The 17462-nt window shown below is 70.3% G+C and carries 17 protein-coding genes; 10 read left to right on the top strand and 7 right to left on the bottom strand.

From position 1 onward, the window contains the following. Positions 1–2: 2 nt before the first annotated feature. Both ACQBAU_RS05660 and ACQBAU_RS05655 read right to left on the bottom strand, forming a co-directional pair. Positions 3–764 (bottom strand): zinc ribbon domain-containing protein, encoded by a 762-nt coding sequence (locus ACQBAU_RS05660; protein ID WP_465254859.1) that lies wholly within the window; start codon positions 762–764, stop codon positions 3–5. A gap of 33 nt (positions 765–797) precedes the next feature. Further along, positions 798–1361, bottom strand: coding sequence for a histidine phosphatase family protein (locus ACQBAU_RS05655; RefSeq protein ID WP_465254860.1), 564 nt, complete (start codon positions 1359–1361; stop codon positions 798–800). On the opposite strand from ACQBAU_RS05655, the gene ACQBAU_RS05650 reads away from it, so the two are divergent. After that, positions 1347–2387 (top strand): DMT family protein, encoded by a 1041-nt coding sequence (locus ACQBAU_RS05650; protein ID WP_465254861.1) that lies wholly within the window; start codon positions 1347–1349, stop codon positions 2385–2387. The two genes, ACQBAU_RS05655 and ACQBAU_RS05650, sit on opposite strands and share 15 nt — an antisense overlap. 64 nt (positions 2388–2451) lie before the next feature. On the opposite strand, the gene ACQBAU_RS05645 is transcribed toward ACQBAU_RS05650, so the two are convergent. Further along, a complete protein-coding gene (locus ACQBAU_RS05645) occupies positions 2452–3423 on the bottom strand; it encodes an acyltransferase domain-containing protein (RefSeq protein WP_465254862.1) in 972 nt (323 codons plus the stop codon). Between the two features lie 47 nt (positions 3424–3470). Between ACQBAU_RS05645 and ACQBAU_RS05640 the strand changes: the two genes are divergently transcribed. Then, the gene (locus ACQBAU_RS05640; RefSeq protein WP_465254863.1) at positions 3471–5006 is read left to right on the top strand and encodes an aminopeptidase P family protein; all 1536 of its coding nucleotides are present in this window, start codon (positions 3471–3473) and stop codon (positions 5004–5006) included. Next, on the top strand, positions 5003–5635 hold the full coding sequence (locus ACQBAU_RS05635) for a GOLPH3/VPS74 family protein (RefSeq protein ID WP_465254864.1): 633 nt from the start codon (positions 5003–5005) through the stop codon (positions 5633–5635). Before ACQBAU_RS05640 ends, ACQBAU_RS05635 begins: the two co-directional genes overlap by 4 nt. Before the next feature lie 149 nt (positions 5636–5784). Here the strand turns inward: ACQBAU_RS05635 and ACQBAU_RS05630 are convergent, their stop codons facing one another. Beyond that, a complete protein-coding gene (locus tag ACQBAU_RS05630) occupies positions 5785–6336 on the bottom strand; it encodes a YflT domain-containing protein (RefSeq protein ID WP_465254865.1) in 552 nt (183 codons plus the stop codon). Positions 6337–6488: 152 nt separating this feature from the next. Between ACQBAU_RS05630 and ACQBAU_RS05625 the strand changes: the two genes are divergently transcribed. Next, positions 6489–6764: a hypothetical protein gene (locus ACQBAU_RS05625; RefSeq protein ID WP_465254866.1), complete on the top strand. Its 276-nt coding sequence runs from the start codon at positions 6489–6491 to the stop codon at positions 6762–6764. Positions 6765–6977: 213 nt separating this feature from the next. Continuing rightward, positions 6978–7568: a hypothetical protein gene (locus tag ACQBAU_RS05620; protein WP_465254867.1), complete on the top strand. Its 591-nt coding sequence runs from the start codon at positions 6978–6980 to the stop codon at positions 7566–7568. Between the two features lie 6 nt (positions 7569–7574). Here the strand turns inward: ACQBAU_RS05620 and ACQBAU_RS05615 are convergent, their stop codons facing one another. Continuing rightward, positions 7575–9131: an ATP-dependent DNA ligase gene (locus tag ACQBAU_RS05615; protein ID WP_465254868.1), complete on the bottom strand. Its 1557-nt coding sequence runs from the start codon at positions 9129–9131 to the stop codon at positions 7575–7577. A gap of 120 nt (positions 9132–9251) precedes the next feature. On the opposite strand from ACQBAU_RS05615, the gene ACQBAU_RS05610 reads away from it, so the two are divergent. Together ACQBAU_RS05610 and ACQBAU_RS05605 are read left to right on the top strand one after the other, a co-directional pair. After that, positions 9252–10067 (top strand): ABC transporter permease, encoded by an 816-nt coding sequence (locus tag ACQBAU_RS05610; protein ID WP_465254869.1) that lies wholly within the window; start codon positions 9252–9254, stop codon positions 10065–10067. After that, positions 10067–10813: an ABC transporter ATP-binding protein gene (locus ACQBAU_RS05605; protein WP_465254870.1), complete on the top strand. Its 747-nt coding sequence runs from the start codon at positions 10067–10069 to the stop codon at positions 10811–10813. Before ACQBAU_RS05610 ends, ACQBAU_RS05605 begins: the two co-directional genes overlap by 1 nt. A gap of 13 nt (positions 10814–10826) precedes the next feature. Here the strand turns inward: ACQBAU_RS05605 and ACQBAU_RS05600 are convergent, their stop codons facing one another. After that, positions 10827–12140 (bottom strand): cytidylyltransferase domain-containing protein, encoded by a 1314-nt coding sequence (locus ACQBAU_RS05600; RefSeq protein WP_465254871.1) that lies wholly within the window; start codon positions 12138–12140, stop codon positions 10827–10829. Between the two features lie 37 nt (positions 12141–12177). Then, entirely contained in the window at positions 12178–13269 is a 1092-nt protein-coding gene (locus ACQBAU_RS05595; RefSeq protein WP_465254872.1) for a PseG/SpsG family protein, read from the bottom strand. A 102-nt stretch (positions 13270–13371) separates the two neighbouring features. Between ACQBAU_RS05595 and pseB the strand changes: the two genes are divergently transcribed. Genes pseB through pseC form a run of 3 tightly spaced genes read left to right on the top strand, consistent with a single transcriptional unit; the run spans position 13372 to position 17420 of the window. After that, positions 13372–14433 carry a UDP-N-acetylglucosamine 4,6-dehydratase (inverting) gene (gene pseB, locus ACQBAU_RS05590; RefSeq protein WP_465254873.1) on the top strand — a complete coding sequence of 354 codons (1062 nt, stop codon included), beginning with the start codon at positions 13372–13374 and terminating at the stop codon, positions 14431–14433. Then, a complete protein-coding gene (locus ACQBAU_RS05585; RefSeq protein ID WP_465254874.1) occupies positions 14430–16226 on the top strand; it encodes an arabinofuranosyltransferase AftB family protein in 1797 nt (598 codons plus the stop codon). The genes pseB and ACQBAU_RS05585 overlap by 4 nt, the downstream gene beginning before the upstream one ends. Before the next feature lie 51 nt (positions 16227–16277). Then, the gene (gene pseC, locus ACQBAU_RS05580) at positions 16278–17420 is read left to right on the top strand and encodes a UDP-4-amino-4,6-dideoxy-N-acetyl-beta-L-altrosamine transaminase (RefSeq protein ID WP_465254875.1); all 1143 of its coding nucleotides are present in this window, start codon (positions 16278–16280) and stop codon (positions 17418–17420) included. Positions 17421–17462 lie beyond the last annotated feature (42 nt).

Below are 17462 nucleotides of genomic sequence, written 5' to 3'. Positions count from 1 at the left end.
CCTCACAGGCCCGACCGGTCGGAGCGCACCAGGATCCGGCCACACTCCTCGCACCGGATCACCTCGTCCTCGGGCGCCTCCGCATACGCCCGCAGGTCGGCGGCGTTCGCATCGATCTGGCACCCCGAGCAGCGTCGGTGCACCAGCTCGGCGGCACCGATCCCGGAGTGGGAGGTGCGGAGCTTGTCGTACGTCGCGATCAGCGCGGGCGGCAGCTCGGCGGCGATCCGGTCCCGTTCGGTCGTACGGGTGGCGGCCTCGGCGTCGATCTGGGTGGCGACCGCGTCCCGTTCCTGCCGGACCCCGGCCAGCTGCTCGGCGAGTTCGGTGACCTTGGCCCGGACGGCGTCACGCATCGTGGTCGCGTCCTCGACCTCCTGCATCACCTCGAGCTCCTCGTCCTCCAGCGTGCTGATCCGGCGGCCGAGGTGTTCGACCTCGTCGATCATGGTGGCCAGCGCCTTCGGGTCGGCGACCGAGCCGTCGTCGATCCGCTGCTGGTTGCGCTGCCGCCGCTCCCGGACCGGGACGAGGTCGGCCTCGGCCTTGGCCTGGACCAGCTCCAGGTCGCTGAGTCGGGTGTCGGCGGCGACCAGTTCCTCGGTCGCCTGCTCGTGCGCGGCCCGTACCTTCAAGAACCGTTCCTGCTCGGGCAGGTGGGACCGGCGGTGCCGCAACTGGGTCAGGACGGTGTCGACGGCCTGCAGCTCGAGCAGGCGGGCCTGGTCGGCAGGTGCTGCTTTGATGATGATCCCCCTCGCCACACGGATTTCGCGTGCCGGTCAGCCTACCCAGCCTCAGCGGGCGTTCCACTGCAGCAGGGCTTGGCCGTCCTTGTAGTCCCCCAGCACCGACACCGTGCCGGTCCCCAGCGGGAAGTGGTCACCCAGCGCGAGGTCCAGCCCGAGCCAGGTCAGCGTCAACGCCCGCAGCGAGTGCCCGTGGGCGAAGCAGGCCACCCGCTCGGCACCGCTCTGCCGGATCAGCGCGATCAGGTTCGTCATCCGCGCACGCACCTCGTCGGCGGTCTCGCCACCGGGCGACGGATGGGTCCAGACCGTCCAGCCGGGGACCTCCTCGCGGATCTCGGCCGAGGTGCGGCCCTCGTACTCGCCGTAGTTCCACTCGACCAGGTCGGGTTCGGTCACCAGCTCGGTGAACCCGGCGATCTCGGCGGTCCGGCGGGCCCGCAGCCGCGGGCTGCAGAGCACCAGTTGGTACGACGACGGATCGAGCTTGTCGCGCAGCGCCTCCGCCTCGGCCACCCCGTTGTCGGCCAGGTCCAGGTCGGTGTACGAGGTGTGGCGCCCCGAAGCACTCCACTCGGTCTCACCGTGTCGCATCAGATGGATCTCGGTCACGACGCACTCCTCGGCTTCGATCGTCACGGTCAGTCTGGCAGTCCGGCACCGCCGACCTACAGTGGGGGCGCCGGTGCGAGCCCCCACCGGACCTGCGGCCGGACCCGGCCCGCCTCGTCACGGAAGGAAAGCCCGCTGATCACCGCGATCGCCATCGTCTTGGCGCTGGTCGGTTCGGCCGTCAACGCGTACGCCGTCGTGCTGCAGCAGCACGCGGTCGACGTGACGGTCAGCGGTGACACCGGCGACCCCTCCCGTACGGTGTCGCTGCGCCGGATGCTGGCGCTGGTCCGCACTCCCGGCTGGGTGGCCGGGATCGGACTGGTCGTGGTCGCGGCCGGGCTCCACATCTGCGCCCTGGCGCTGGCGCCGATCACGGTGATCCAGCCGGTCGGCATCCTGGCGGTGTTGTTCGCCATCGTCTTCGCGTCGCGGCGTCGACGTCGGTGGCCCGGGCGGCGGGTGTGGCTGTCCGCCGGCATCACCGTCGGCGGCATCACCGGGTTCGTCGGCGTCGCCACCGCGTCGGTCACGAATGCCGGACACGTCCCCGACGAGTCGGTGCTCGTCGCCGCCGGCGTCCTGTTCGTGATCGCCGGGATCTGTTGTGTGGTGGGGATCGCGGGCCCGACGTGGCTGCGCTGTGTCGGCTGGGCGGCCGCCTGTGCGACGGTGTTCGGTCTGGCCTCGGCGCTGTTGCGCAGCCTCAGCCTCGCCGTCCGTGCGGGAACGGCCTGGCTGAGCCCGACCATGATCGGGATCGGGATCGGGCTGGTGCTCTGCTACACGATCGGCGGCTGGCTCGCCCAGCAGGCGTACGCTTCCGGCCCGCCGGAGATCGTGATGAGTTGCCTCACCGCGATCGACCCGCTGGTGGCGGTCTCCTTCGGCCTGGTGGTGCTGGGCGAGGGTGCCGGGATCGGCCCGCTGTCGATCGTCGGCATGATCATCGGCGGTGCGGTCGCGATCGCCGGCACCGTCGTCCTCGCCCGGCACCATCCCGAGGCCACCAAGGCCTACAGCTGACTCCGGTCACTCTGCGGAACGGGTCCGCCAGCGAACCGGCGTGCGGCTCGGCCTGCGTCCGTGATCAGACCCCGTACGGGATCAGGCCGCGGGTGATCTGCCAGGGCCGGCCGGCGGTGATCTCCGACACCACGAGTCGGCGCAACGAACTGTCGGTCGGCAGGGTCGCGGGGTCAACCTCACCGCGGCGTCGCCACAGGAAGAAGTAGGCGTCGGTGTTGCCGTCGGTGCTCGGCCCGTCGAGCTGCCAGCGGGCCTGGAAGCGGGCGGTGTTGGACGCCGGGTCCAACCGCGCCATCCGCGGGTCGAGCAGCCAGGAGCCGCAGTAGAACTCGCGGGTCGGGAAGTCGGCGAAGTGTTCGGCGAAGAACGCGCGCCCCCTCGCGAACGAGGTGTCGGCCGCCTCCGGGGTCAGCGGCCCGGTGCCGGGGATGTGGGTCGACACCACCCAGCGCGGCGTCGGGTCGGCGACCGGGTGATCGGGATCGTCGGCCTTCGGTTCGTACCACTGCAGGTTGAATTGCAGCCGCCCCATCGAGTACAGCGCCCCCGACCAGATGGTGACCAACCAGCCTTGGGCGTGCAGGCCGAACCTGCCGTACGTCTCCCGGTGCACCCGCACCTGCTGGCCCAGGTCGGCCAGCGACTCCCACGACACCTTGTCGGGGACACCACGGCCCTGATGGAACCGGCGCACCTCGGGGACGGCGGCCGCCAGCGCGACCAGCGCCACGATCCCCCAGCCGTGGCCGGGGATCGACGGAACCTCGTACGCCTCCTCCTCCATGCTGCCGAACACCGTCGGGCGGCGTTCGAACCCGCCCAACGTCTCGGCCAGGCGCCCGGCGGTGGCCACCGCCCGTTCCCGGGCGAGCCGGCCGGTCGCGGACTCGTCGGCCAGCAAGGTGGCGATGGCGGTACGGACGTCGGCCAGGTCCTGCCCGGCGAAGCCCAACTGCTGCCACGGTTCGGCGGCACCGCACAGCCGGGCGGACAGCCACGCCGTTTCCTGCCGGCTGCTCGGGTCGGAGTTCACGTCGTCCACCCTGCCACGGGCTTCGCCGCAGTGGGAGAATGCCACCCATGAGTGAGAAGCGCCCCGACCTGCCGAACCGCCAGTCCCCGTTCTCCGAGGCGTTCAAGGAGTTCATCGCCACCGACTGGGCACCGTACGACTCCGAGCTTCCGACCGCGCTGCCGGCGACCGGGCACACCCCGGCACGCCGCAACGCGATCAGCGCCCAGTTCCCCGGTGACCGGCTGGTCATCCCGGCCGGCGGGTTGAAGGTCCGCTCCAACGACACCGACTTCCGCTACCGGCCGCACTCGGCGTTCGCCCACCTCACCGGCCTCGGCACCGATCGCGAGCCCGACGCCGTCCTGGTGCTGGAGCCGGTCGACACCGACGACACCCCCTCGGGCGGGCACCGCGCCACCTTGTACTTCAAGCCGCGCGCCCCGCGTACCGATGAGGAGTTCTACGCCAACGCGCGGTACGGCGAGATGTGGGTCGGGCAGCGGGAGTCGCTGGCCGAGATGGCCGCGCTGACCGACCTCGAGGTCGCCCCGATCGACCAGCTCGCCGACGACCTGGCCAAGGACGTCGACTCCACCCGGGTCCGGATCGTGCGGGGCGCCGACGAGGCACTGACGGCACGGCTCGACGCGCTGCGCACCGAGCACGAGGTCACCGTCGACGAGGCTCTCGACGACGCGCTGACCGTCGCGCTCAGCGAACTGCGGCTGCGCAAGGACGCCTTCGAGGTCGAGCAGATGCGGCTCGCATGCGAGAAGACCGCCGAGGGGTTCGCCGCGGTCGCCGCCGACCTGCCCGAAGCCGTACGACGGGGTCGCGGCGAACGCTGGGTGGAAGGGGTGTTCGGGCTGTACGCCCGGCACGCCGGCAACGCGGTCGGCTACGACACCATCGCCGCCTCCGGTGACCACGCCAACACCCTGCACTGGATCCGCAACGACGGTGAACTGCGCGAGGGTGACCTGTTGCTGCTCGACGCGGGCGTCGAACTCGACACCCTCTACACCGCCGACATCACCCGGACCCTGCCGGTGTCGGGCACGTTCTCCGACGCCCAGCGCAAGGTGTACGACGCGGTCCTCGAGGCACAGGAGGCCGCGATGGCGGTCTGCCGTCCCGGTGTCGCGTTCGCCGACGTCCACAAGGCCGCGATCACCGTGATCGCCAACCGACTGCACGAGTGGGGGCTGCTGCCGGTCACCCCGGACGTCTCACTGGACAAGGAAACCGGTGGCCACCACCGACGCTGGATGGTGCACGGCACCTCCCACCACCTCGGCATCGACGTCCACGACTGCGCCCAGGCCCGGACCGAGCACTACCGCGAGGGCACGCTCGAAGAAGGCATGATCATCACCGTCGAGCCCGGCATCTACTTCAAGTCGACCGACCTGCTCGTTCCCGACGAGTTGCGCGGCATCGGGGTGCGGATCGAGGACGACATCTTGATCACCGCCGACGGGTACGAGAACCTGTCGGCCTCGCTGCCCCGGACCGCCGACGACGTCGAGGCGTGGCTGGCACCACTTCTTCATGATCAACCACGCCTCCATGATCAGCGGTCGGGAGGCGCGGACCGATGACCGCTCTGCTGCGCGCCGAAGAGCTCGCCCTGCTGCTGATCCGCCCCAAGGGTGGCTGGCAGGCGAGCCGGTACGACGTCGCCGACATCCTCGCCGGCGGACTGCTGGGCGAGCTGGCCGACGAGGAACAGATCGATCGCCGGGTCGACGCCGGCGACTTCTGGGGTCGTCGCCGCGTCCACACCGACGGCTGGGAGCCGCCGCCCGATCCGTCACTTGCCCGGGTCTGGCACGTCGCCGACCAGGGCAAGAGCGCCACCTCGGTGCAACAGGCGGTCGCCAAGTTCGCCATCGACGAGGTGGTGGGCAGGCTGCAGGCCCGCGAGCTGGTCACCGTCACCAAGCGGGCGGTCCTCGGCGACAAGGTCGAGCTGATGGACACCTCGACCCGCGATGCGATACGCACCCGGCTGCGCGCGATCATCCTCGACGGTGTCGAGGTCACCGACCGGGACCGCAGTCAACTGTGGCTGCTGCACCACACCCACCAATCACCGGTGCTCCGCGACGCGATGCGCGAATGGCTCACCATCCACCGATTCGTCCGCGACCTCGGCCGCCCCGAGTGGCCCGAGAAGGCGGCCATCGACGTCGTGCAGGGCCGGGCGGCCGCGGTGGCCTCGGCCTGACGCACCTTGAGCTCGTCGAAAGGCCCCTGAGCTCGTCGAAAGGGCCTTGAGCTCGTCGAGAGGCTCGTGGGAATGGGCGCCACAGCGACATGTCTGGACGTATGTGTCACCGACGTCGCTCAGACGCCCTTCGTTACGAGCGGATGGGGTCAGACCTCGTCAGTGGGCCCGCTCGACGGCTGCTGCGCCGGGGGTGGGTTGGTGAAGGCGGCGGCCCGGGCACCGGGCATGGTCGCCAGCAACTCACGGGCCTGCTGCACCGTCTTGTGCTCACACAGGACCTCGTACTTGGTCGCGACGGTCTGCGAGACCGACGTGAAGTCGCGGCGGCCACCGCTCATCGCGTAGGCGATCGACTGGAAGACCATCGAGATCAGGATCGCCATCACGATGGTGACCAGCAGCATCACGAGAACGTTGGGCACCTGCACGAAGATCAACAGAATGAGGCCGATCAGCAGACCGGTACCGACCCCCGACACCGCGGCGTTGCTGATCACCGATCCCCAGCTCTTGCGCCCCAGCACCCGTTCCACCGACTTCAGATCGGTGCCCACGATGCACAGGTTCTTCACCTCGAACCGCTCGTCGGCAAGGAAGTCGACCGCCTTCTGGGCCTCAGCGTAGCTGTCGTACACCGCGACGGAGTGGGGGTACTCCAACTCGAAGATGGAGCTCGGCTGATGCAGTGACTGGGCCATGACGTGACTCCGTTCCGCGGGATTCACCCCAATCTAGCCTGTCGGGCCGCCGTGCAGCGATGACCACCCCGGACCGGTGTAACCTCCCTCACGTCAAGCCGACGACGTACCCGCACCACAGATCCGTACCCATCATCAGCAGGGGGAGTTCCATGTTCGAGCAGGCACTGGCAGACCTCGATGTCGAGAAGTTCTGGCGGGACGGATACGCCCTGCTGCCGGACGCCTACACCGACGACGAGGTCGAGACCATGCGTGAGCAGGTCCGCCAGCACAACCAACGCGGGGGCGAACTCGCCGCCGGGCCGCTGCGCCACGTGCTCACCGACGGCCGGATGGTGCAGGTCTCCCGCAAGCTGCTCGGGACCGACGACATCATCTACGGCGGCGACAGCTCCGCCACCATCAACGGCAAGATCCGTGCCTGACACAAGGACAACACCGACCGCGAGGATCCGAACGCCCCGGACTGGGACGACCGCTACACCCAGCTCCGATTCGGTGTCTACCTGCAGGACCACACCGAACACACCGGTGGGCTGAATCTCAAGATCGGCTCGCACGACATCTGCGACCTCACCTCCAGCAAGACGATCTACGTCCGCAACCGGCCCGGTGACCTGCTGGTGTAGAGCATGCGGATGACCCACTCCGGAGCCGGCACCCTGCTCAAGGACCCGAACGCCCCGCGCGACCCGGAGCCCAACGAGTGGAACGCCTTCCCCGACGACGAGATCGCCCCCGCCCACGACGAGCGGATGGCCGTCTTCGTCCACTTCGGTGCCAACGACAAGCACGCCGATCGCTACCTCGACTACCTCAAGACCCGCACCTACATCGTGAACGGCTGGCGCAAGCACCCGTTCACCCCGGAGGTCCTGGCCGAGCTGGCGGCCGGCGGCCTGACCGTACGCGACATGCCCAGCGAGGTGATGGACGACAAGCGGGCCGGGCTCAACGAGAAGTGGCAGCCCTTCTGGTACCCGGGCATCGCCGCGCCTGAACCCCAGGTGATCGAGAAGGTCGTGGAGGTCCCGGCGAAGACGGTGTACGTGGAGCGCGCGCCCTACTCCGCACCGCAGCGGCAGGGCTTCTTCAAGCGGTACGGCCGGGCCACCAAGCGTCGACTGACCGGGGTTCTGAAGGGCGCCCGACAGGGGTGGCAGGACGCGGAGCCGAAGGCCCGCAAGGAGGCGCGTGCCGCCGGCCAGAAGTCCGGCCCGGCCAGCTGACGGCCCTCAACTGTGACCGAGGGCGCGGAGGTCGGCCAGTGTGTCGGCCGCTGCCGCTGACTTGTCGTCGCGGTAGCGCAGCACCCGGGCAAACCGGAGGGCAACCCCACCCGGGTACCGCCTCGAACGCTGCACCCCGTCGATGGCGACCTCGACGACCTGTTCGGGCCGCAGCTCGACCACCCAGTCGCCCCGCGCCACCGCCTCCGGGACGACGGCCAGCTCGGTGAACCGATCGGTCTGCCAGCGCAGCATCTCGTCGGTCATCCCCTTGAACGTCTTGCCCACCATCACGAAGCCACCACCATCAGCGGTTGGCACCCGGGCACCGAGGTGGATGTTGGACAGCCAGCCCCGTCGGCGGCCGCTCCCCTGCTCCACGGCCAACACCACCAGGTCGAAGGTGTGGCGCGGCTTCACCTTCACCCACCCGGCACCACGCCGTCCCGCCTCGTACGGTGCAGTCGGATCCTTCACCACGACGCCCTCGTGCCCGGCCGCGACCACCTCGTCGAAGAAGCTGGCCGCGCGGTCCGCGTCGGCGCCGATGACGCGTCGGAGCCGGTGGCGGTCGTCGACCAGTCCGTCCAGTCGGGTGAGCCGGTCGATCAGCGGCAGGTCGAGCAGCGGTTCGCCGTCCAACCACAGCAGGTCGAAGAAGGCCGGCAGCAGCCGGTCGCCGACCGCACCCGGATCGACCTGGGTGGCGGTGCGGGCCGCGGTGTCCTGGAACGGTCGTGCGCGACCACCGGCATCGGTCGCCAACACCTCGCCGTCCAGGATCACGTCGTCGGTGGGCAGCGCGGTGACGACCTCGACCACGTCGGGCAGCCGTTCGGTGATCTCGTCGAGGCTGCGAGTGAACAGCCGCACCACCACGCCCTTTTCGGGATCGACGAACTTGTGCGCCTGGATCCGGATGCCGTCGAGCTTGGTGTCGACCACGACCTCGGATCCGACCTTGGTCACCGCTGCCGCCACGTCCGGGGCCGAACTCGCCAGCATCGGCCGTACGGCCTGCCCCACCCGGGCGGTGAACGCGGCGACCGCCGGCTCCCCCTCGGTCAGGGCCGCCACCGCCACCGGCGCGGTCGAACCGCGCAACATCGCCGCCCGCCGCAGCACCCCGATCGGGACCCCGGACGCCGCGGCGACCGCGTCCAGGATGGCGGCGTCGAGGGCGCCCTGTCGTACCTCCCCCGACAGCAGGCCACGCAACAGGCGCTGTTCGTCGGCGGTCGCGGCGCCGAACAGGGCCTGCACCGCCGCTCGCCGCTCGGTCTGGGAGCCGGCGCCGGTCAGCGCGGCGACCCGCTCCAGTTCGGCGTCGACTGCCAACACCTCCAGCGTCGGCTCCGTGGCCGGCTCCGGCAGCGCGGTCAACGAGGCCCAGCCGACCCCGGTGCGTCGCTGTCGCAGCTCGCCCGCGAGGTACGGGACCACCACCTCGAGGTCCTGCGGTTCCGTGCGGGACAGCAGCTCCGCCAGCAGGTCACGCTTGGCCAGCCGCGACGAGGTGGCGGCGACCGCCTTGGTCACCTCGGACACCTCGATCAACAACATGGCCCCAAGCTAGCCTCACCAGTCCATCCGTGTGGGTAGGCTGTCCCGGTCGCACGACCGAGAAGGTGTCGTACGCCGACAGCCGGATGACCGGACGACAGAGGGGACGGGGAGGTGACGATGGCGGTACCCGACTTCGCGCGCCGCTCCACCGTCGGCCGCGTGTACCACCATCGCCGGGTGCTGCGGATCATGGTGCAGCGCGACCTCCGCGTCCGGTACGCGCAGAGCTTCCTCGGCTACCTCTGGACCATCCTGGACCCGCTGGCGATGTCGCTGGTCTACTTCGTGGTCTTCGCCCTCATCTTCAAGCGGGCCGAGGTCGGCTACAGCCCGTACTTCCTGTTCCTGATCACCGGGCTGCTGCCCTGGCAGTGGTTCAACGCCTCGGTGGTGGAAGGGGCCCGGGCCCTGTTGGCCGAGGCGAAACTGGTCCGCTCGACCCGGCTCCCCCGTGAGCTGTGGGTGGCGCGGGTGGTGATCGCCAAGGGCATCGAGTTCGTGTTGTCGTTGCCGGTGCTGATCGTGTTCACGATCGCCTACATCATCCGGGGTGAGGCCCAGCTCGACTGGCAACTGGTGCTGATACCGGTGGGCATGGCACTGCAGTTCGTCCTGCTGACAGGGCTCGGCCTGCTGCTGTCGCCGATCCAGGTGCTGGTCAACGACACCCAGCCCGTGGTGCGGATCGTGCTGCGTGTGCTGTTCTACGGCACGCCCATCATCTACACCGTCGACCACGCACCCGGGTGGTTGGCGACCGTGCTCTGGTTCAACCCGATGAGCGGCATCCTCGAGTTCTACCGGGCCGGATTCTTCCAGCAGGCGTTGCGGCTGGAGCCGATCGTGATCAGCGTCGTGATGTGCGTCGGCATCTTCGTCCTGGGCCGATTCGTCTTCAAGCGGCTCGAACGTTCGGTGCTGAAGGAGATCTGATGGCCGATTCCGCACCGGTGATCCGGGCCCACGACGTCGGGATCGAGTTCTACCGCTCCCGCAAGCGCAACCTGTCGATCCGCGAACTCATCTTCAAGCGCCGGACGACCCACCCGACCGAGACGTTCTGGGGGCTGCGTCACGTCTCCTTCGATGTCGGAAGGGGCGAGGCCGTGGGCCTCGTCGGCGCCAACGGGGGCGGCAAGTCGACGCTGCTGAAGATGATCGCCGGGGTGCTGCTGCCCGACGAGGGATCGGTGCGCGTCAGTCAGGGTGTGGCCCCGCTCATCGAGCTCACCGGCGGGTTCCTCGGCGATCTGTCCGCCCGCGAGAACATCTTCCTCACCGCGGGCCTGCACGGCCTGACCCGGGAGCAGGTGGAGGAACGGTTCGACGAGATCGTCGACTTCGCCGGGCCGCAGGTCCGCGACGGTCTCGACATGCCGTTCCGCCACTTCTCCTCGGGCATGCAGGTCCGCCTCGGGTTCTCGGTGATCACCACCCTCGACGAGCCGATCGTGCTGGTCGACGAGGTGCTCGCGGTCGGTGACCGCGCGTTCCGGGAGAAGTGCTACACACGCATGGAAGGGATGCTGGCCGACGGCCGCACGCTGTTCCTGGTGTCGCACTCCGAGCCGGACCTGCGCCGGTTCTGCACCCGAGGGCTCTACCTGCGCAGTGGCGAATTGGTCTCCGACGACTCGATCGACTCGGTGCTCAAGCAGTACAACACCGACAACGACTGACCCGGCCCGCCCGTCAGCGGGCCGCGACGGCGGCGACCACACCCTCGGGGTCGGTCACGTCGACCACCACCGAAGTCGCCCCACCCGCCAACAGTCCGGTGACCTGATCGGCGTCGGAGGTTCGGACGAACCGGGTCGCGGCCCCGTCCGGCCAGTCGACCCCACCACGGGCCACCGCGTCGACCACGGCTGCCCCCTGTGCCAGCAGCCCCGTCGCACCGACCCGGGCCAGCTCGGCGGGCGTCGTCACGACCTCACCCAGGTCGCCGATCCGACCGGCCCGCCGGTGCTCGGCCAACGCCGCCCGCACCTCGGCCGACGCACCGACCGGCACCATCGCCCACGCGACACGCCGTTGGCCGAGCTCGGCGAACGCGCGTTCCAGCTCGACCTGCAGGGCAGTCCCCGACGTCGGCTCCGTCAGCACCAGCACCACGCCCAGCCGCTGCTTCACCGCCGGATCGGTGGCCTGCCGGTACGCCCCGGCATCGCCACTGTCCACCACCGCGTGGGACACCCCGTGGGCGACCGCGATCCGCGCGAGGTCCCGCCACTGCGTCCCGTCCGCCACACCGGAGGCAGGGTGGTACCGGCCCATCACGACCTGCGACATCCCGGACAGTCCGTGTGAGACCCGGCCCGACATCGGTCCGGTCCGCAACCGACCGACCCGTTCCATCAACTCGATCCAACTGATGCCGATCGGGTCGGCCACCCGGTCGAACACCCGGCACGCGATGTCGTAGTCGTCCAGGCAGTCCACCGTCGCGCGAAAACGGAAGATGTCCCGCGGCGCCTGGCGTGGTACGTAGTCCAGTTCGTCGACCGCCCGGCGGATCCACGGGGTGACGTGCTCCCGGTCGTACGGGTCGGTCGCCTCGCGTGCGGCACGGCGCAGCAACCCGACCGGGAAGCCCTCGCAGCCGATGCCTTCCGGTGCGTCGTCGACGTTGTTGCGTCCGTACACCTTGCCCTGCTCGACCATCGCGCCGAGCAGCTCGTCGATCACGTCGGCGTCACAGATCGGGTTGTCGCCGGTGAGTCGGACCACCATGTCGTCATCGGTCAGGTCCGCGGTGGCCGCCACGAACCGGCCCAGCACGTCGTCCAACGGGCCCCGCAGCACGGGGATGCCGACCGCGTCGAGGTGGTCGGCGATCCGGCCGTCGTAGTGCTCGTCACTGGTCGCCACGATCACCTCGTGCCCGCTGCGCGACGCCCGGCGGGCGACCAGCTCGATCAACGGCATGCCTGCCAGGTGCAACAGCGCCTTGCCCGGCAGCCGCGACGAGTTCAGTCGGGACTGGATGACCACACGGGTACGCATCGGCACCACCTCTCTCGAAAACCAGAGGACCAGTTGATCACGAACGACCGGCGAACAGCCCGGTGAACGCGTCGACGACACGCCGTCGACCCCGGCCGTCCACCAGTCGCCGGCCCGCCTGCTGCAGCTGCCGTCGGCGTGGCCGGTCACCGAGCAGCACCGCCAACTCGCCGCGGGCCTCCTCGCGGGCCACCGGGTCGTCGCGCAGCCGGTCGAGCTCACCGATCGCGACGGCGACCCCGGTGTCGGTGGTGCGTCGGTAGCCGGCGAGTTGGTTGTCGACCACGCAGACGACCCCGGTCGGGATCCCGAGGCAGAGCAGCTCCCACACCGAGCTGCCTGCGGCACTCACCGCCGCGTCACAGCCCACCGCCAGACCCGGCAGGTCGTCGACCACCGGGTGCAGCTCCAACTCCACCCCGGGCACCGGCGGCAGCCCCGCCAACCGGTCGGCCACCTCGGACCGACTCACCACCGCGACCACCCGGACCGGCCGCGCCAGCTCGCGCAACAGCCCGATCACGACCTCCGCGCCGCCGTACGCGTCGGTGCCGCCGAACACCACGAGCAGCCGTGGCGTCCGGTCCCCGCCGTGATCCAAGGCCTGATCGGGGACGAGGCCCCGCCGGTCGAGCACCTGGTCCCGCAACACCACGTGGTCCAACCCCGCCAGCATCCGCGCCCCGGGCACCGGCAGCCTGTCGGCGACCACCGCGTCGAGGTTCTGGTCGACGTACAGGTCCGCGTGCTGGTGCAGCCCGAAGGTGTCGTCGACCATCGTCATCACCGGCACCCCGGCGGCGCGCAACGCGGCCCCGAGGTCGGCCGACAGGTGGTAGCCGTCCAGGTCGATCCCGGCGGCCCCGAGTCGGCTGACCTGGTCCACCAGGGCGGCCGGGCCGCCGGCGAGGTCAGCGGCCGGCGTCATCGTCAACCCGCGGGCGGCAACCTGACCGGCGGCCCAGTCCAGTCCCCCGGTCGAGCCGAGCAGGTGCACCCGGTGGCCCCGGTGTTGCAGTTCCTCGGCCAGCGCGAGACTGCGCAGCAGATGGCCCACCCCCATCTGCGGGGAGCAATCGGTACGGATCACCACCGGCTCGTCGGCTGGTGTCGATTGCGGGGCTGCCACGGGTTGGATGCTAGCCTGCATGCGGCTGTCGACCGTTGATCGGGAGATCCGGATCACGCGTGACGACATCCCCACTTGCCACACAGATGCCCGGAGTTGCCCATGAACGCCCCTGCTGACGCGAACGCCCCTGCTGGCTCGACCGACGTTGCCGGCTCGACCGTCGGTGCCGGATCGAGCAGCCTCGCCGGCTCCTCGGTGCTGGTCACCGGTGGTACCGGATCGTTCGGCAAGGCGTTCATCCGGCGGCTGCTGGACGACGTCGGCCCGAAGCGGATCGTGATCTTCTCCCGTGACGAGCTGAAGCAGTGGGAGGTCCGGCAGCACTTCGGCGACGACCCGCGGTTGCGCTGGTTCATCGGTGACGTCCGCGACCTCGACCGGCTGCGCCGTGCCATGCACAAGGTCGACTACGTGGTGCACGCGGCCGCGCTCAAGCAGGTCGACACCGGTGAGTACAACCCGTACGAGTTCGTGAAGACCAACGTGCTCGGCAGCCAGAACGTGATCGAGGCGAGCATCGACGCCGGCGTGAAAAAGGTGGTCGCCCTGTCGACCGACAAGGCGTCCAGCCCGATCAACCTGTACGGCGCCACCAAGCTGACCGCCGACAAGCTGTTCATCAACGGCAACCACTACGCCGCCGCCTACCCGACCCGCTTCGCGGTCGTCAGGTACGGCAACGTCACCGGCTCCCGCGGCTCGATCGTGCCGAAGTTCCGCGCCCTCCACGAGGCGGGCGAGTCGCTGCCGATCACCGACCTGCGCTGCACCCGGTTCCTGATCACGCTGCCCGACGCGGTCCAGATGGTGCTCGACACCTTCGGCCTGATGACCGGCGGCGAGCTGATCGTGCCGCACATCCCGTCGCACATGGTGACCGACCTGGCCCAGGCCATCGCCCCCGGCGCCAAGATGCACGACATCGGCCTGCGCCCCGGCGAGAAGCTGCACGAAGAGATGATCAGCCCCGAGGAAGGCCGCCGCGCGCTCATCATCGCCGGCGGGAAGTACTACATGATCCAGCCCGAGCTGGCGACCTGGGGGTACGAGGCTCCCGCCGACGGGGTGCCGGTGCCGGACGGGTTCCGCTGCGCCTCCGACGTGAACGACCTGTGGTACTCCGCCGAGGACATCGCCAGGGTGCTGGCCGAGAACCCGTGACCACGTCCCTCGCCACACAGCGAGGGCAGGGCTCGACCACCGGGACGACCGATCCGGCCCCTCGCCGTACCACCTGGCAAGGGGTCGCCACGGTGCTGCTGTGTGCGGTACCGGTGCTGTTCGTGATGGCCGTCGGGTGGCGGCAACGCTGGGTCTCCGACGACGGCTGGATCAACCTCCGCGTCGTCGACCAGTTCTTCGCCGGCAACGGTCTGGTGTTCAGTGCCGGGGAGCGGGTCGAGGTGACCACCAGCACGCTGTGGCTGTGGCTGCTGATCGCCGGCCAGGCGGTCACCCGTGGCCCCGAGTACGGTCTGGTCGCGGTGGTGCTCGGGGTCGTGCTGAGCGGTTTCGGTGTGGCCGTCGGGCTTGACGCAGCCCGGCGGGCCTGGCGCTTCGCCTTCGGCGGCGACCCCGGCACGCGGCACTGGTTCTTGCTGCCGATCGGGGCGATCGGGTTCGTCGCGCTGCCGCCGGTGTGGGACTTCGTGACCAGCGGCCTGGAGACCGGACTCATCTTCGCCTGGCTGGGTGGCTGCTGGTGGCTGCTGGTCCGCACCCTCGAACGTCGTCCCGCCGGCCCGGTGCCGCTGCGCCACGTGGTGGCCCCGGCCGTGGTGATCGGGCTCGGGCCGTTGATCCGCCCCGACCTGGCCCTGGTGGCCGGCTGCTTCGGGTTGGCGTTGTTACTGGTGCAGGGCTGGGCCCGCGGCAGGGCGCTGTTGACCATCGGCGTCGCCGCTCTGCTCCCGCTGGGATGGGAGGTGTTCCGCGCCGGCTACTACGCGACCCTGGTGCCCAACACCGCACTGGCCAAGTCGGCCGGGAGCAGCAGCCTGGCCCGCGGCCTGGACTACCTGGCCGACCTGGCCCTGCGCTACTGGGTCATCGTCCCGGTCGTGCTCGCCCTCGTCGCGGCGTCGCTGCTGGGCCGCCGACTGTGGCGACGGTCCGGCCTGCCCGGAGTGGCGGTGGTCGCGGCACCGGTCGTCGGTGCGGGGCTGCACGCGGCGTACGTGACGTACGTGGGCGGCGACTTCATGCACGGCCGGCTGTTGCTGCCGGCCACGATGGCGATCCTGCTGCCCGGCTTCGCAGCACCGCTGGTCCGGTTGCGACAGCCGGTGGCGGCCCTGCTGTGCGCCTCGACCCTGGCCTGGGCCGCGATCGCCGCGCTGCCGGTGCGGACCACGTACGACGTCGGGTGGGACCCCAGGACCGGGATCGCCAACGAACGGGCCTTCTGGTGGCACCGGGCCGGGTCGTCGATGGTCACCATGGGCGACCTCGCGAACCTCGACCGGGCCAAGTTCGGGCTCCGCGTGCGGGCGGAGGCGGACGCCGGGAGGCGCTACTACTGGACCCGGGGCCGGGAACTGCCGGTCGCCGACGGCTTCGACGTCGTGGTCGAGCACGGCAACCTGGGCGTGGTGGGGATGACGGCCGGCCCGGCGGTGTACCTGGCCGACCCGTACGCCCTGGCCGACCCGATCGGGGCCCGGTTGTCCGGCCCCGGTGCCGTCGTCTCACTGGACCGCCAGCGCCCCGGCCACACCGAACGCCCCCCGGTGTGGCGCCGTGCACGGTTCGTCGCTCCCGATCCGAACGACGAGCAGGCGCTGCGCGACGCCCGGGCCGCCCTGCAGTGTGGCGAACTGGCCGAACTGCAGCAGGCCCTGCACGATCCGATGACGCCGGGACGGTTCGGCCGCAACCTGCTGCTGGCGACCGGCTTCACCATCATGGCGATTCCTGCGGACCCGACCGAGGCCCGGATGGTTTTCTGTGACTAGCGACGCTTTCCCGGTGACCAACCGGCCCACCCGACAGACCCCACCCGACAGATGAGGACCCGAACCATGCTGCCGTACGGACGCCAGACGATCGAGGACGACGACATCGAGGCGGTCGCCGCCGTCCTGCGTGGTGACTGGCTGACCACGGGGCCGACGGTCACCGCCTTCGAGGAGGCGTTGGCCGCCGCCGTCGGGGCACCACGCGTGGTGTCGTGCACCAGCGGCACGGCAGCCCTCCACATGGCCTACGCCGGGGCCGGCGTCGGACCCGGCGACGAGGTGATCACCACCCCGATGACGTTCGTCGCGACCGCCAGCTCTGCGGTCGCCCTGGGCGCGAAGGTCACCTTCGTCGACGTGGAGCCCGACACCGCCAACATCGACCCGGCCGCCGTCCGGGCCGCCATCACCGACGACACCGCGGTGGTGGCCGCGGTCGACTACGCCGGTCATCCGGCCGAGTTGGACGAGCTCAACGAGATCGCCCACGCCCATGGCGCCCTGACCGTCGAGGACGCCGCCCACTCGATCGGCGCCACCTACCGGGGCCGCCCGGTCGGCTCGGTCGCCGACCTGACCACGTTCTCGTTCTTCCCGACCAAGAACATGACCACCGCCGAGGGTGGCGGCGTCGCGGCCCTCGACCCGGCGATCGCCCAGGCGGTGCACGAGTTCCACTTCATCGGGCTGGTGCGCGACCGCGACCGGATGCGCTACCCCGACGAGGGACCCTGGCACCAGGAGGTCCACTCGTACGGCGTGAACTACCGGCTGCCCGACGTGCTGTGCGCGCTCGGGCTGAGCCAGCTCGCCAAGCTGGCGCGGTTCAAGGCGCGGCGGACCGAAATCTTCGCCCGCTACACCGAAGGGCTGGCCGACGTCGCCGGCGTCACCCCGCCGGTGGTCCGTGACCACGTCGACCCGACCTGGCACCTCTACCCCGTCCGGATCCTCGACGGTCGGCGCCGTGAGGTGTTCGACTCGATGCGGGAGCGCGGGATCGGGGTCCAGGTCAACTACCTGCCGGCCCACTGGCACCCGCTGTTCGAGGACCAGGGCTACCGTCGGGGGCAGTTCCCCCACGCCGAGCAGTTCTATGCCGAGGAGTTGTCGTTGCCGATGTGGCCCGGGCTGACCGATCAGCAGGTCGACCAGGTCATCGGGGAGTTGCGCACCAGCCTCAGCGCCTGACCGGATGCCCCGGCGGTAGAATGTGCCGACCGATCACGAGAG

Source organism: Carbonicoccus niuqiaonis, assembly GCF_050157065.1.
Classification (GTDB): Bacteria; Actinomycetota; Actinomycetes; order Propionibacteriales; family Propionibacteriaceae; genus Avipropionibacterium.
Note: the sequence above shows the minus strand (reverse complement) of the source record. Positions and strands in the feature narration are given on the sequence as shown.

Bases quoted from the DNA above. Each gene is read 5' to 3' on its own strand.
- ACQBAU_RS05605 (WP_465254870.1), top strand. From the start codon at position 10,067: ATGGCCGATTCCGCACCGGTGATCCGGGCCCACGACGTCGGGATCGAG.
- ACQBAU_RS05625 (WP_465254866.1), top strand. From the start codon at position 6,489: ATGTTCGAGCAGGCACTGGCAGACCTCGATGTCGAGAAGTTCTGGCGG.
- ACQBAU_RS05610 (WP_465254869.1), top strand. From the start codon at position 9,252: ATGGCGGTACCCGACTTCGCGCGCCGCTCCACCGTCGGCCGCGTGTAC.
- ACQBAU_RS05635 (WP_465254864.1), top strand. From the start codon at position 5,003: ATGACCGCTCTGCTGCGCGCCGAAGAGCTCGCCCTGCTGCTGATCCGC.
- ACQBAU_RS05640 (WP_465254863.1), top strand. From the start codon at position 3,471: ATGAGTGAGAAGCGCCCCGACCTGCCGAACCGCCAGTCCCCGTTCTCC.
- ACQBAU_RS05600 (WP_465254871.1), bottom strand. From the start codon at position 12,140: ATGCGTACCCGTGTGGTCATCCAGTCCCGACTGAACTCGTCGCGGCTG.
- ACQBAU_RS05620 (WP_465254867.1), top strand. From the start codon at position 6,978: ATGACCCACTCCGGAGCCGGCACCCTGCTCAAGGACCCGAACGCCCCG.
- ACQBAU_RS05650 (WP_465254861.1), top strand. From the start codon at position 1,347: ATGGATCTCGGTCACGACGCACTCCTCGGCTTCGATCGTCACGGTCAG.
- ACQBAU_RS05615 (WP_465254868.1), bottom strand. From the start codon at position 9,131: ATGTTGTTGATCGAGGTGTCCGAGGTGACCAAGGCGGTCGCCGCCACC.
- pseB (WP_465254873.1), top strand. From the start codon at position 13,372: ATGAACGCCCCTGCTGACGCGAACGCCCCTGCTGGCTCGACCGACGTT.
- pseC (WP_465254875.1), top strand. From the start codon at position 16,278: ATGAGGACCCGAACCATGCTGCCGTACGGACGCCAGACGATCGAGGAC.
- ACQBAU_RS05630 (WP_465254865.1), bottom strand. From the start codon at position 6,336: ATGGCCCAGTCACTGCATCAGCCGAGCTCCATCTTCGAGTTGGAGTAC.